Source organism: Pedococcus sp. (assembly GCF_036000045.1).
GTDB lineage: Bacteria > Actinomycetota > Actinomycetes > Actinomycetales > Dermatophilaceae > Pedococcus.
In genome coordinates this window covers 1-13,093 of sequence record NZ_DASYGF010000088.1, presented here as the reverse complement: position 1 = coordinate 13,093, position 13,093 = coordinate 1, and the positions used below count along the sequence as shown (strand labels likewise).

12 protein-coding genes, 1 tRNA gene and 2 riboswitches are annotated in these 13,093 nt (G+C 70.4%); of the genes, 5 read left to right on the top strand and 8 right to left on the bottom strand.

Translation table 11 applies throughout. From position 1 onward, the window contains the following. Positions 1–104: 104 nt before the first annotated feature. From VGN50_RS13045 to VGN50_RS13035, 3 genes are read right to left on the bottom strand one after another with little or no spacing between them, the layout of a single operon-like run. Positions 105–2,519 (bottom strand): excinuclease ABC subunit UvrA, encoded by a 2,415-nt coding sequence (locus VGN50_RS13045; protein WP_327445265.1) that lies wholly within the window; start codon positions 2,517–2,519, stop codon positions 105–107. A gap of 8 nt (positions 2,520–2,527) precedes the next feature. After that, positions 2,528–2,884, bottom strand: a complete 357-nt coding sequence (locus VGN50_RS13040; RefSeq protein ID WP_327445242.1) for a VOC family protein — start codon at positions 2,882–2,884, stop codon at positions 2,528–2,530. A 16-nt stretch (positions 2,885–2,900) separates the two neighbouring features. Further along, a complete protein-coding gene (locus tag VGN50_RS13035; RefSeq protein WP_327445241.1) occupies positions 2,901–3,290 on the bottom strand; it encodes a hypothetical protein in 390 nt (129 codons plus the stop codon). A 69-nt stretch (positions 3,291–3,359) separates the two neighbouring features. Further along, a riboswitch (cyclic di-AMP (ydaO/yuaA leader) is annotated at positions 3,360–3,521 on the top strand. A 13-nt stretch (positions 3,522–3,534) separates the two neighbouring features. Between VGN50_RS13035 and VGN50_RS13030 the strand changes: the two genes are divergently transcribed. Beyond that, on the top strand, positions 3,535–4,014 hold the full coding sequence (locus VGN50_RS13030; protein WP_327445240.1) for a C40 family peptidase: 480 nt from the start codon (positions 3,535–3,537) through the stop codon (positions 4,012–4,014). Between the two features lie 50 nt (positions 4,015–4,064). Next, positions 4,065–4,292: a PLD nuclease N-terminal domain-containing protein gene (locus VGN50_RS13025; protein WP_327445239.1), complete on the top strand. Its 228-nt coding sequence runs from the start codon at positions 4,065–4,067 to the stop codon at positions 4,290–4,292. Positions 4,293–4,351: 59 nt separating this feature from the next. Here the strand turns inward: VGN50_RS13025 and VGN50_RS13020 are convergent, their stop codons facing one another. Continuing rightward, positions 4,352–5,980 carry a phosphodiester glycosidase family protein gene (locus VGN50_RS13020; RefSeq protein ID WP_327445238.1) on the bottom strand — a complete coding sequence of 543 codons (1,629 nt, stop codon included), beginning with the start codon at positions 5,978–5,980 and terminating at the stop codon, positions 4,352–4,354. A gap of 50 nt (positions 5,981–6,030) precedes the next feature. Beyond that, positions 6,031–6,660 (bottom strand): TetR/AcrR family transcriptional regulator, encoded by a 630-nt coding sequence (locus VGN50_RS13015; protein WP_414694601.1) that lies wholly within the window; start codon positions 6,658–6,660, stop codon positions 6,031–6,033. A 93-nt stretch (positions 6,661–6,753) separates the two neighbouring features. Here VGN50_RS13015 and VGN50_RS13010 point away from each other — a divergent pair, with 93 nt between their 5' ends. After that, positions 6,754–8,295: an MFS transporter gene (locus tag VGN50_RS13010; RefSeq protein WP_327445236.1), complete on the top strand. Its 1,542-nt coding sequence runs from the start codon at positions 6,754–6,756 to the stop codon at positions 8,293–8,295. 111 nt (positions 8,296–8,406) lie between these two features. Beyond that, entirely contained in the window at positions 8,407–9,369 is a 963-nt protein-coding gene (locus tag VGN50_RS13005; RefSeq protein WP_414694602.1) for a TIGR03557 family F420-dependent LLM class oxidoreductase, read from the top strand. A 37-nt stretch (positions 9,370–9,406) separates the two neighbouring features. Here the strand turns inward: VGN50_RS13005 and VGN50_RS13000 are convergent, their stop codons facing one another. The 3 genes from VGN50_RS13000 to VGN50_RS12990 all read right to left on the bottom strand — a co-directional run bounded on the left by VGN50_RS13000 (position 9,407) and on the right by VGN50_RS12990 (position 11,090). Beyond that, positions 9,407–10,120 carry a GAF and ANTAR domain-containing protein gene (locus VGN50_RS13000; protein WP_327445234.1) on the bottom strand — a complete coding sequence of 238 codons (714 nt, stop codon included), beginning with the start codon at positions 10,118–10,120 and terminating at the stop codon, positions 9,407–9,409. A gap of 199 nt (positions 10,121–10,319) precedes the next feature. Continuing rightward, positions 10,320–10,395: transfer RNA gene (locus VGN50_RS12995), tRNA-Lys, on the bottom strand. Positions 10,396–10,454: 59 nt separating this feature from the next. Then, complete coding sequence (locus VGN50_RS12990; RefSeq protein ID WP_327445233.1) at positions 10,455–11,090, bottom strand: copper resistance CopC family protein; 636 nt, start codon at positions 11,088–11,090, stop codon at positions 10,455–10,457. Between the two features lie 114 nt (positions 11,091–11,204). After that, a riboswitch (cobalamin riboswitch) is annotated at positions 11,205–11,278 on the top strand. 49 nt (positions 11,279–11,327) lie between these two features. On the opposite strand from VGN50_RS12990, the gene cobT reads away from it, so the two are divergent. Beyond that, the gene (gene cobT / locus VGN50_RS12985; RefSeq protein ID WP_327445232.1) at positions 11,328–13,073 is read left to right on the top strand and encodes a nicotinate-nucleotide--dimethylbenzimidazole phosphoribosyltransferase; all 1,746 of its coding nucleotides are present in this window, start codon (positions 11,328–11,330) and stop codon (positions 13,071–13,073) included. The last annotated feature ends 20 nt before the right edge of the window (positions 13,074–13,093 follow it).

Genomic DNA, 13,093 nt, shown 5'->3' with positions numbered 1-13,093 from the left:
CGCGCAACTGTGACGAGCACTCCGAGCTGACATGGCGTGGGCGTCCCATCACCCGCTCACCCATGAGTCGTGACCACCGCTCGCCGCACCAGTGGGATCCCAGCTCAGGTGCCGACGTAGGCCGCCAGATGCTCGCCGGTGAGTGTTGAGCCGTCCGCGACGAGGTCGGCGGGGGTGCCCTCGAAGACGATCCGACCACCGTCGTGACCGGCTCCAGGGCCGAGGTCGATGACCCAGTCGGCGTGGGCCATGACGGCCTGATGGTGTTCGATGACGATGACCGACTTGCCGGAGTCGACGAGGCGGTCGAGCAGGCCGAGGAGCTGTTGGACGTCGGCGAGGTGCAGGCCGGTGGTCGGCTCGTCGAGGACGTAGATGCTGCCCTTCTCGCCCATCTGGGTGGCGAGCTTGAGCCGCTGGCGCTCGCCTCCGGAGAGGGTGGTGAGTGGCTGCCCGAGGTTGAGGTATCCCAGCCCGACGTCGGCGAGCCGTCCGAGGACCTTGTGGGCCGCGGGGGTGGCGGCGTCGCCCTCGCCGAAGAAGGTCTCGGCCTCGGTCACGGACATCGCCAGGACGTCGGCGATGTTCCGGCCGCCGAGGCGGTACTCCAGCACCGACGCCTGGAACCGCTTGCCCTCGCAGTCCTCGCAGGTCGACTCGACGGTGGCCATGACCCCGAGGTCGGTGTAGATGACGCCGGCGCCGTTGCACGTGGGGCAGGCGCCCTCGGAGTTGGAGCTGAAGAGCGCGGGCTTGACGCCGTTGGCCTTCGCGAACGCCTTGCGGATCGGCTCGAGCAGCCCGGTGTACGTCGCGGGGTTGCTTCGCCGCGAACCGCGGATCGCGCCCTGGTCGATCACCACGACGCCGTCCCTGCTGGCGACCGAGCCCTGGACGAGGGAGCTCTTGCCGGAGCCGGCGACGCCGGTGACGACACAGAGCAGTCCGAGGGGGATGTCCACGTCCACGTCCCGCAGGTTGTGGGTCGAGGCTCCGCGGACCTCGAGCCGACCCGAGGCAGACCGCACCGAGCCCTTCAGCGAGGCACGGTCGTCGAAATGGCGGCCTGTGATGGTGTCGGATCCCCGCAGCTGCTCGACGGTCCCCTCGAAGCAGAGGGTGCCGCCGTTCGACCCGGCTCCCGGGCCCAGGTCGATGACGTGGTCGGCGATGCGGATCGTCTCCGGCTTGTGCTCGACGACGAGGACGGTGTTTCCCTTGTCGCGCAGCTGCAGCAACAGCCGGTTCATCCGCTCGATGTCGTGAGGGTGCAGGCCGATGGTCGGCTCGTCGAACACATAGGTGATGTCGGTGAGCGAGGACCCGAGGTGCCGGATCATCTTGGTCCGCTGCGCCTCTCCGCCTGACAGGGTGCCGGCGGGCCGGTCCAGCGAGAGGTAACCGAGACCGATCTCGGCGAAGGCGTCGAGCAGGTGCTGCAGACCGGCCAGCAACGGTGCCACCGTTGGCTGGTCCAGCTGGCGCACCCACTGCGCCAGGTCGCTGATCTGCATGGCGCAGACGTCGGCGATGTTCTTGCCCTGGATGCGGGAGGACCGCGCCTCCTTGCTGAGGCGGGTGCCGTCGCACTCTGGGCAGGTCGTGAAGGTGATGGCCCGCTCCACGAAGGCGCGGATGTGCGGCTGCATCGCCTCGGGATCCTTGGACAGCATGGACTTCTGGATCTTCGGGATGAGGCCCTCATAGGTCAGGTTGATGCCCTCGACCTTGATCTTGGTCGGCTCGCGGTACAGCAGGTCATGGAGCTCTCGCTCGGTGAACCTGCCGATCGGCTTGTCCATGTCGAAGAAGCCCGAGCCACTGAAGATCCGGCCGTACCACCCGTCCATGCTGTAGCCGGGGATGGTGAGGGCGCCCTGGCTCAAGGACTTCGTGTCGTCGTAGAGCGCGGTCAGGTCGAAGTCGGTGACCGAGCCCATCCCTTCACACCGGGGGCACATGCCGCCCAACCGGTTGAACGTCGCCTTCTCGGTCTTCGTCCTGCCCTCGCCTCGCTGGACGGTGACCGCCCCGCTGGCGGTGACCGAGGGGACGTTGAAGGAGTAGGCGTTCGGCGGACCGATGTGCGGCTCCCCGAGACGGCTGAACAGTATGCGCAGCATCGCGTTGGCGTCTGTTGCGGTGCCGACCGTGGAGCGTGGGTTGGAGCCCATCCGCTCCTGGTCGACGATGATCGCCGTGGTCAGCCCCTCAAGGACGTCCACGTCCGGGCGCGACAGGCTCGGCATGAAGCCCTGGACGAAGGCGCTATAGGTCTCGTTGATCATCCGCTGCGACTCCGCGGCGATCGTGGCGAACACCAGGGAGCTCTTGCCCGAGCCGGAGACGCCGGTGAACACCGTGAGCCGGCGCTTCGGGATCTCGACGCTGAGATCCTTGAGGTTGTTGACGCGTGCGCCGTGGACCCGGATCACGTCATGGCTGTCGGCCGCTCGGGGCTGGGGCGTCTCGGACGGGTGCGACTGCTGCCTCTGGGTCCTGCTGGCCGCACTGGTCATCGGCTCGTTCACCGGTCCTGGAGTAGCCCGAGCACGTTGCCATCAGGGTCGGTGACGGTGGCCACGACTCGCCCCCATCCGACCTGCCGGGCCGGCTCGTTCACGGTCGCGCCTGCGGCGGTCAGCTCGGCGAGCTTGGCCTCGATGTCCGGGACGTGCCAGTAGGCGACCGGCGACGTCATGCCCTGGTTGGTACCGCCCGGAACCAGCCCGATGTGCTGTCCCTCCACCTCGAAGCCCACGTACGACTCGTCGTCGTACTGGGGCTCGATGCCGAGCAGGGCGGCATACACCGGCTTGGCCTTCGCGAGGTCGGTCACCGGGTGGAGCACGGTCTTGATGCCGTGGGTCGACGAGCCGGTCATGGTCACTCCCGATGGGTCAAGGAAGATGGACGAGAGGGAAGATGCCCCTGAGGGTCAGGCTAGCCAACCGGTGGGCAGCATCGGTCCTTCGACGAGCGGCCCGCTGCCATGGGTCCAAGTCCTGGTCGGTGGGCCTCAGCGTCAGTCCGGCGATCCGCTTCTTGGCGCCGATGAGGGTGTTGGAGCCCTTGTAGAAGTCCGCGACGACCCCCAGCGCCTCGGGGTCGTAGGTGTGGGCGATGCCGAGCGGGCGGCGGGCGTCCTCGCCGTGGACGACCACCTCGCCGACCCACGTCGCCTTGGGTCCAGGGGGTGAGGTCGTGGTTCCGCGCCCACGGTCGGTACAGGCCCGAAAGGGGGGTGCAGAAAGGTCCGAAAGTACCGGGTTCAGCGGAGTGATGGACACGTCCTCGTCCGTCCTGCACGATCGATGGATGCCTCGCGCCAGCGGGGCGCCCCCGGGCCGGTCGCCGAGTCTCGCCCTCCGCCAGGGGTCGACATTGTCATCAGGGCGAGAGCGGGGGACCCACTCGGTCCGGCCTCGTGCCGGCTTGGGGTGAAGCCGCTGGGAGCCAGCGGCCGGGCGCCTTCCGCCCGAACCCGACAGCTCACCTCGTAGGCGGTGGAAGGGAAACCTCACCATGTCCGCTTTGAGGAAACGGCAGCGGCACGCTGCCCGAGCTCTGCTCGCCGCAGTCACGGCAGTGCTGTGCCTGACCGGCGTCGCACCGGCCCGGCCCGCCCAGGCCGCCACCCTGGGGGTGTCCGCCACGATCTCGGCGCAGGCGGTGGTCGTGGCCGCACAGCAGGTCGGCAAGCCCTATGTGTATGGCGCGTCCGGGCCGGCCGCGTTCGACTGCTCGGGCCTGACGACATACGTGTACCGCACGCGCCTGCATCAGTACGTGCCCAGGACAGCGCAGCAGCAGTACGACGCGTCCATCCACCTGGCCCGCTCACAGATCAGGCAGGGGGACCTCGTGTTCTTCTACGAGGGGTCGGTGCGCAACGTCTACCACGTCGGCATCTACGCCGGGGGAGGCAGGATCTGGCATGCGCCGCACACCGGAGCCCGGGTCCGGCTCGCCACGATCTGGACGAACGTGTGGGTCGCCGGTCGGGTCGCCTGACGTTCGCCGGGATGCCTGACGTGCGCCGCGGCGGCGAATAGGCTGCATCTGTGGCACAGAAGAAGAAGTGGAGCGACCTGTCCGCCGGGCAACGCGCTGCTGTCGTCGTGGGTGGGGTGGCGGAGCTCGTCGTCACGACGAGGGCGGTGCGAGACCTTGTACGCCGCCCGAGCGCGCAGGTGCGCGGTCCCAAGGCCCTATGGTTCCTGGCGGCGTTCGTCCAGCCGGTCGGGCCGGCGGCATACTTCCTCGTTGGTCGGCGGCGCGCCGCCACCTAGCCGTCGTGGCACGGGGTGCGGCGATGCCGGGTGGACGGCTTGTCAGCCACCGTCGAAGGTCAGCGCACCACGATGGCGTCGCCGACCGGGCGCTCGCCGGTGGCGTCCGACGGGTGTGTGGTCAGCTGCCCGTCGACGACCATCGTGGTGGACCCGCCGCCGTCGAGGTTCATCGCGTCCACCATGCCCAGCGAGCGGGCCACGGCGGCAGCCTCGGGGATGGACAGGCCTAGCTGGTCGGGCTGCCGTCCGTCGACGGTGACGAGCAGGGTGCGCCCCTGGGCGTCGACACCGGCGAAGGTCCGGGGGTTGCGCTGGAGCACCCAGCCGTAGGCGAAGCTCGGCTGGCCCGGGTGGACCATGCCGTCCTGGCGCTGGGTGATGTGGACCGCGCCGCCCTGCACGAGCTCGGGCCCACCGTTGACGACACTGGCGCCGCGCCGGGTCAGCGGCTGTGCGCCGTCCGTCAGCGCGGTCGTGATGCGGACACGCTGACCGGGGTGCAGGCCGGCGACCAGGGGAGCGAGGTCGCCGATGCCTTGGAGCGACCGCTCACCCGGTCGCAGGGCCGTTCCGCGCTGGCCCAGGGTGCGAAGCACCCGGCCCTGGCCGTCGACCACGGCCTCGGAGCCCGCACCGGATGGTGTGGAGGCTCCGAACTCCGGCGTGAACAGGACCAGCTCGTTCGGGTCGGCGCAGGTCGTGTCGTGCAGTGGCAGGGCGGTGGGTGCGTCGCCGCTGTCGCCGCCGCAGTTCCTGATGAGCCCCGGCACGCGGTTGAGCCCGTCGAGCTGGACATCCCCTGAGGGCAGGAGTGCGTCGCCATGCCACTGGGGACGCGTGATCTCGGTGTGCTTGGCGTCGGCCCCCAGCACCAGGACGGGACGGGTGCCCACCGGCTCCGACTCGAGCGTGCCGCCATAGACGCCGGCGCCTGCCGGGTCGCCAGGAGCCCCTGCGGCGGGGTCGAGCACGAAGAAGCCACCGTTCACCGCGGCCTTGGCCTTGGTGTACCCGGCCAGCCACGACGTCGTCTCGCGCGCCTCGATGGTCGGCCCGAAGGTGCTGCCCAGACGGCCGTGGAAGAGCTTCGGGTCGATGGTGACGACGTTGACGCTCCACGGGCCGCGGGCCGTCGACGTGCCGTCCCACCCGCCATACCAGGCGTGGGTGGTGAACCCCGCGCTCTTCAGCCGGGCGACCTCGGCAGCAGCCTCGGACTGCGTGGCATAGGTGGAGTCCAGGCGGACCCGCCAGCCGAGCACGCTCGCGGGCACGTCGGCGGTGGCAGGCTGCATCACCCGCGAGGCCGAGGCGGGGAAGCCTGCTGCCGTGAGCCTGGCGGCATAGTCCTGCGCGCTCGCCTCGTCCTGGATCGACTGCGCCGGTGCGTCCGGGTCGGGGCTGGTGCCGGTGCTCGGGATGCTGGCCTCGACCACCCAGCGCACGGAGGGGTCCGCGGTGCCGCGGACGATGTGCGTGACCGTGACGCCCGGTTCGATCGTGCGCACGGTCCGTGTCTCGGTGAGTCCGCTGGGGCCGAGGTCCAGAGTCGACGCGCTCGACGACGTCGATCCGGTCGACGAGGCGACGGCGCTCATCGCAGCCGCGCTCACGGCGGGCACGGCGGTGGCCGCGGCACAGACCGTCACGGCAGCGATCAGGGCATAAGGCGTACGACGGGGCATAGTGGCCACGCTAGGGATGGTGGGGTCGGGCCCTTCGTCGCTCGGCTGACCTACGGGTGAACATCCGGCGACCAGCCAGAGCTGTCGCCGGCTTCGGGCACCAGGCCCTCCCGCAGGGTGTCGAGGAGCAGCTCGAGCTGCTGGGTGCGCTCGCGCTTGGACGTGTCGTGGAGGGGGCCAGTGAGGTGCAGCTCGGCGAATCCGTGCACGGCCGACCAGCAGGTGACCGCCGCGCCGTCTCGGCGCGCGGCGTCGAGCAGCCCGAGCGCGACGAGGTCGTCGAGGGCGGCGAGGAGCACGGCATACGGGTCGGCGCCCTCGCAGGGTGCTGGGGCGGTCGAGAAGGCGACCCGGAACAGGCCCGGCTCGTCGAGTGCGAACTCGACGTACGCGCGGCCGGTCGCCCGGAGGCGGGCCACAGCCCGCGCGGCGGGCTCCGTCGCGCGGACCCCAGCGAGCCGTCGCCGCATCGCCGCGGCCAACCGCTGCAGGCCGATCGCTGCCACCTCGGCGAGCAGCTCCTCGCGGTCGGCGAAGTGACGGTATGCCGCGTTGTGCGAGACCCCTGCGAGGCGCGCGACCTCGCGGAGCACCACGCCGTCAGGCCCCTTGGTGGCTGCCAGCTCGGTCGCGGTCTCGATGAGCGTCGAGCGGAGGTTGCCGTGGTGGTAGGAGGTCACGCGTTGCATCTTAGATGGATGTTGACACCGACAACATGGTGGGCTTCACTGAGGTCGAAGAAGTGTTGTCACTGTCAACATTGGAGCCTCGACATGAAACCCAAGCTCGGCATCCTGGCCACCGTCCTGATCGCCACCCTGGCGATCAACCTCGACACGACGATCGTCAACGTGGCCCTGCCGACGATGGCGCGCGAGCTGTCCGCCGGCACTCGTGGTCTGCAGTGGATCGTCGACGCGTACAACCTCGCCTTCGCGGGGCTGGTGCTCGCCGCGGGCAGCCTCTCCGACCGCTTCGGGCGGCGGCCGGCTCTGGTCATCGGCCTCGTCGGGTTCGCGGCGGCGAGCACCGTGGGGGCGTTCATGGGATCGGCAGGCGCGCTCATCGCCGTCCGAGCGGTCATGGGCGCCTTCGCGGCGCTCATCTTCCCGACCACCCTGTCGATCATCAGCAACGCCTTCCCCGACCGGCGTGAGCGAGCCGCCGCGCTGGGGGCCTGGGGTGCCGTCGTCGGGCTGGGGGTCGCCGGTGGCCCGGTGGCTGGGGGCCTGCTGCTGGCGCACTTCGTGTGGGGGTCGGTGTTCCTGGCGCTCGCGCCAGTGGCGCTCGTTGCCGCCGGTCTCACCGTGGCACTGGTCCCGGAGTCGCGCGACCCCTCGGTGCCGCGCCTCGACCTGCCCGGGCTCGCCTTCTCGATCGGCCTGCTCGGCCTGCTCGTCTGGACGATCATCGAGGCTCCGGCCAACGGCTGGTGGTCGGCGCGCACCGTGGGCGGCTTCGTCGGGTCGGCCGTCCTGCTGGTTGCGTTCGTGCTCCGCGAGCGGTCTGCCGCTCACCCCATGCTCGACGTCAGCCTCTTCCGCGACCGACGGTTCAGCGCGGCGAGCGGAGCGGTGACGATCACCTTCTTCGCGCTCTTCGGCTTCATCTTCCTCATTACGCAGTACTTCCAGCTGATCCGCGGTTACTCCACACTCTCCGCGGGCGCCCGCACGCTGCCCGTGGCTCTGAGCATCGCGGTCGCCTCGGTCATCGGTGCGCGGCTTGCTCCGCGCATCGGCACCAAGGTTGTCGTGACGACCGGGCTGCTGCTGTTCGGCACGGCGTTCCTGTGGATCTCCACGGTCGGCGTCGACGCGGCATACGGCACGGTGATCGTCCCGCAGATGGTCCTCATGGGTCTGGGGATGGGCGCCATCTCGACCCCGGCGACCGAGTCCATCCTGCTCGTCCTGCCGCCGGCGCGCGCCGGCGTCGGGTCGGCCGTCAACGATGCGACCCGTGAGCTGGGTGGCACTCTCGGCGTCGCCGTAGTGGGCTCCTACTTCTCCTCCGTGTATTCCGCGCACCTCGCCTCCGGCGCGTTCGGGTCGCTCCCGGCGCCAGCGCTGGGCCAGGGGAAGGACTCGGTCGGCACCGCGGTGGCGATCGCCCACGGCACGCCTGCTCTGCTCGCGTCGGTCCGGGACTCGTTCATGGCCGGGCTCCACGCCGGCAGCGTCCTCGTCGCGGTCGTCTGCCTGGTCGGGGCAGTCGCGGCTCTGCTCTTCCTTCCCGGCCGGCTGCCTGGGACTCCTGCCTCCGCCGGGGCTGAGGGCGCGCCTCAGGACGTGGGGCTCGCGCAGGTCGGCTGACGGCTGACTTCCCGGCCGTGTGCCGTTTGCCGTCGTCCGGTCGGGGTAGGCCGTCCAACAGCCCCGACGAGAGGAGTCCCTGTGGGTCGCACCAGGTTCGGCTACACCTTGATGACTGAGCAGAGCGGGCCGAAGGACCTGGTCCGCTGGGCGCAGCGCGCCGAGGAGGTGGGCTTCGACTTCGAGGTGTGCAGCGACCACTACTCGCCATGGCTGGTCGAGCAAGGCCATGCGCCCTACGCCTGGGCCGTCCTCGGTGCGGTCGCCGCGGTGACCGAACGGGTCGAGCTCATGACCTACGTGACCTGCCCGACGATGCGGTACCACCCTGCCGTCGTCGCGCAGAAGGCGGCGACACTCCAGCTGCTGGCCGACGGCCGTTTCGTCCTGGGACTCGGCAGCGGTGAGAACCTCAACGAGCACGTCGTCGGTGGTGGCTGGCCGTCGGTCGCACCGAGGCAGGAGATGCTGGCCGAGGCCATCGGCATCATCCGCGACCTGCACAGCGGCGAGCTCGTCACCCACCACGGCACGTGGTTCGACGTCGATTCAGCCCGGATCTGGGACCTGCCCGACGGCGGTGTCCCACTGGCCGTCGCGGTGTCCGGCGAGCAGTCCGTCGAGCGGTTCGCGCCCCTGGCCGACCATCTCATCGCCGTGCAGCCCGAGTCTGGCCTCATCGACCGGTGGAACGGCACCGAGGGGGCATCGCGCGTCGGTGACGGGGCGCGCGCCGTCGGGCAGGTCCCGGTCTGCTGGCAGCCGAACCGGGAGGAAGGCGTGCGTATCGCGCACGAGCAGTTCCGTTGGTTCGGTGGCGGTTGGGCGGTCAACAGCGACCTGCCGACCCCCGCTGGGTTTGCTGCAGCAAGCCAGTTCGTGCGGCCCGAGGACGTCGCCGACGCCATGGCCTGCGGCCCGGACCTCGACGCCATGGTGGAGGCCGTCTCCGCGTACTGGAAGGCCGGGTTCACCGACATCGCGCTGGTGCAGGTCGGAGGCGAAGCTCAGGAGCAGTTCCTCGAGGTCGCGGCGGCTCCGCTGCTGGAGCGCCTTCGCGCCGCGGCTCCCTGAGGCGCCGACCCGTACATGGCTCGGGTCATGGCTCGGGTTACGGCTCGGGCAGCTCGCCGGTGCGCATGAAGTCCTCAGCCACGTCGGCGAGCCGGCGGTTGGCGTTGTTGCTCACGACACGCAACAGGTCGAAGGCCTGGTCCGTGGTGATGGTGTGGCGTTCAGCGAGCACACCGATCGCCGCACCGATGAGGCGACTGGTGTTCAGGGCGTCCCGGAGGCTGTCGGCAGCATCGGCTGAGGCGGCGAAGCCGATGGCCACCGTGGCGTGGTCGGCAAGCAGCCGTCCACGTCGCTGCGCAGCCACGTCGAAGCCCCCAGGGCGGGCCGAGTAGAACGTCAGAACGCCCAGCGTGTCGCCGTGCAGCTGCAAGCCGAAGGACAGCACGGCGCGGACCGGTGTCTCCTGCACCATCGCTCGTGCGTAGTCGCACCACTGGGTCGTCGTGGTCAAGTCGTCGCAGTGCACCATCGAGCCTGCCCTGAACGCGGTCCGCCCGGGACTGTCGCGCACGGCTGAGATCTTTGCGACCGTTCGCATGAGCTCCGCGTCGGTCACGGCTGCCATCCGGGCAGGCCGATCCGACAGGTGGTCGGTCATGGCGACGGCAGACCAGTCGCACGGAACGACCTCGAGCGACTTCGCCACGATCTGGTGCAGGGTGGGGCTCACTCCGCCGGCCTCGGCGAACGAACGAGCCAGTGCGGCGAACTCCTCCGGATAGCTGCCCTTGGCGCCTGACGTGGACACGCGGAGATTCTGCCACTGCCATGGCCGGTCGGGACCCCACCGGGTTGCCGGAGTCATGGGTTCAGTCCCGGGACTCGTTCGGCTTCCCGAGGACGATGTGGTGAAGGCCCCTTGACTGGCCGCCATCGAACCACGCGCCCTGCCGCTGAAACGCAGAAGCCCCTCACCCGGAGGACCAGGTGAGGGGCTTCGCAACCTCTGGTGCGCCATCAGGGACTCGAACCCCGAACCCGCTGATTAAGAGTCAGCTGCTCTGCCAATTGAGCTAATGGCGCGCGGTGAGAGACATTAGCAGGACGTCCCCGCGCTGGTGAAATCGACCATTTCCCGCCTCTCAGGAGGGCTTCTGGCGCCGGGCCAGCGCGATCACTGCCGTGCCGGCGGCGATCGCCAAGGTCCCCACTCCGACGGCCAAACCCAGCCGTCGTAGCCGCCCGGTGGCCGGGTCGGCGGCCGTCCGAGCCGCGGCATCCGCAGCGGTTCCGGCCGCGGCGCGGGCGCGCGCCGCGGCCACGGGATCGGCCGTTGTCTGGTCAGAAGACGGTGTCGCCGCTGCCCCTGAGCCACCCCTGCCTCGCAGCGCCAGCGTGAACGCGGAGACGTCCGCCACCGGATGGCCGTCGGTCGAGATGATCCGGAAGGCCACGGCATACGGACCGGACACCAGATCGGTGCGCAGCCGCTCGCTCACCACGCCGGCCGCGACCGTCGGTGCGCCCACGCTCACCTGGCGCCCGTTGCCGTCCGTCACCACCACCGTGGTCAAGGTGGGCTCGATGGGACCGGAGAAGGTCAGCACGACCGCCCTCGGAGGGCTGGTGAGGGTCGCGCCCGTCGATGGCGAGATCGACAGGAGGGTGGCATGCGCCTGAGCCGCGCCGGCCCCGAGGACGGTGAGCGCGCCTCCCATGACCAGGGTGACGAGCAGAGCCCAGGCCGCATGGCGGCGCAACCTGTGCTGATGCTGCATCCCGCTCGTCACCCGGCCATCTTCTCCCATGGCGGACCCCGTGAGCTCCGGTGGCTGGTCGATATGCTCGGCCCGACGTCCGTCCGGGCGTCGTCCACCGAAGGTGACCTCCGGGAGGAAGCCGGTTCGAGTCCGGCACGGTCCCGCCACTGTGACCGCGCGTTCGTCAGCGTGGAAGTCAGGAACTCCCGTCACCCTCACTCACCCGGGGCGTGGACACCCCAGGAGGAGCCCGCTGTGCATGTCTATCCCAACGACCAACGCGACGCGCTGCACGACATCATCCGCAACCGCCGCGACATCCGACGCGGCTTCACCATGGAGCCCATCGACGACGACGTCCTGACCCGCATCCTCACGGCGGCCCATCGAGCCCCTAGCGTCGGTCTGAGCCAGCCCTGGGACTTCCTGCTGCTCAGCGACGTCGAGCAGCGTCGGCGGGTGCAGTCGCTCGCTGCGGCACAGCGAGACACGTTCGCGGCCAGCCTGCCCGCTGGGCGAACTCGTCTCTTCGACGGCATCAAGGTCGAGGCGATCCTGCAGACACCCCTCAACATCGTGGTCACCTGTGACCCCACCCGCGGCGGCCCGTTCACCCTCGGGCGCCACGCCGACCCCCGGATGGCGCCGTTCTCGACCGCGCTCGCAGTGCAGAACCTCTGGCTGGCGGCCCGTGCCGAGGGGCTGGGTGTGGGCTGGGTCAGCTTCTTCGACCCCGCCGAGCTGGGCAGGGTGCTGGGCCTTCCCGAGCATGTCGAGGTGGTGGCCTACCTCTGCGTGGGGCACGTCGAGCAGTTCCCGCCCGCACCCGAGCTGGCGCTGTCCGGCTGGGCCCGGGCGCGACCGCTCGCCTGGGCCGTCCACGACGGAGCATGGGGCAGCCGTCGCCTACCCGGAGGAGAGCGCATGACGTTGCTCAGCGAGACCGTCGCTGCCGTGGCGCCGCTCTCGGCCGAGGCGATGGCTGAGGCGGATGAGCGCCAGCAGCAGCTGACCAAGCCGCGAGGCGCGATGGGCGCTCTCGAGGAGCTGGGCACCCGGCTGGCCGGGATCTCTGGCCAGTGCCCGCCGTCCGTCCCCGAGCCGGTTGCCGTCGCCATCTTCGCCGCCGACCATGGCGTTCATGCCCAGGGCGTGTCCCCGTGGCCCCAGGAGGTGACCGCCCAGATGGTGGGCAACTTCCTCGCGGGGGGTGCCGCGATCAACGTCCTCGGCCGCCAGATCGGCGCCGAGGTCAACGTCGTCGACGTCGGCGTCGCCGCCGATCTCCCGGCTGCGCCTGGGCTGATGAAGCGTTCGGTCCGGCGTGGGACGGCCGACTTCACGAGTGTCCCTGCCATGACGCTGGACGAGGTGCAGCGCGCCGTCGACACCGGCATCGAAGTGGCCCGCGACCTGGTGGCACAAGGCAACCGGCTGCTCGTCGCCGGGGACATGGGGATCGCGAACACCACCTCTTCAGCGGCTCTGGTCTCGGTCTTCACGGGCCTGGACGTGGAGGCCGTCACCGGCCCCGGCGCGGGAAGCGACGACCGTATGCTGCGGCACAAGCAGGCGGTGATCCGCCAGGCCCTCGAGCTGCACCACCCCAGCGCGGACGAGCCTCTCGCGGCCCTGGCCGCGGTGGGCGGCCTCGAGCATGCGGCGATCGCGGGCTTCCTGCTGGGCGCGGCCGCGCTGCATACCCCTGTCGTCCTGGACGGCGTCATCGCCTGCTCTGCCGCCCTGGTGGCCCACGCGCTGGCGCCCGAGGCCGTGGGGTACTGGGTTGCGGGACACCGGTCCAGCGAGCCCGGGGCATCGGCGGCACTGGACCACCTGGGTCTGAAGCCGCTGGTCGACCTGGACCTGCGGCTGGGGGAGGGCTCGGGTGCGGCGCTCGCCGTCCCGCTGGTCCAGGCCGCCGCACGTCTGCTCGGCGAGATGGCGACGTTCGACTCTGCGGGTGTCACCGACAAGGCGGGCGCGGCAGAACCCAGCTGAGGAGCGCCGTTGAGGATCCC

Excerpts from the sequence above, each read along its gene's own strand:
- VGN50_RS13005 (WP_414694602.1), top strand. The coding sequence starts at position 8,407 with ATGACTGAGCAGAGCGGGCCGAAGGACCTGGTCCGCTGGGCGCAGCGC.
- VGN50_RS12990 (WP_327445233.1), bottom strand. The coding sequence starts at position 11,090 with ATGCAGCATCAGCACAGGTTGCGCCGCCATGCGGCCTGGGCTCTGCTC.
- VGN50_RS13020 (WP_327445238.1), bottom strand. The coding sequence starts at position 5,980 with ATGCCCCGTCGTACGCCTTATGCCCTGATCGCTGCCGTGACGGTCTGT.
- VGN50_RS13040 (WP_327445242.1), bottom strand. The coding sequence starts at position 2,884 with ATGACCGGCTCGTCGACCCACGGCATCAAGACCGTGCTCCACCCGGTG.
- VGN50_RS13010 (WP_327445236.1), top strand. The coding sequence starts at position 6,754 with ATGAAACCCAAGCTCGGCATCCTGGCCACCGTCCTGATCGCCACCCTG.
- VGN50_RS13045 (WP_327445265.1), bottom strand. The coding sequence starts at position 2,519 with ATGACCAGTGCGGCCAGCAGGACCCAGAGGCAGCAGTCGCACCCGTCC.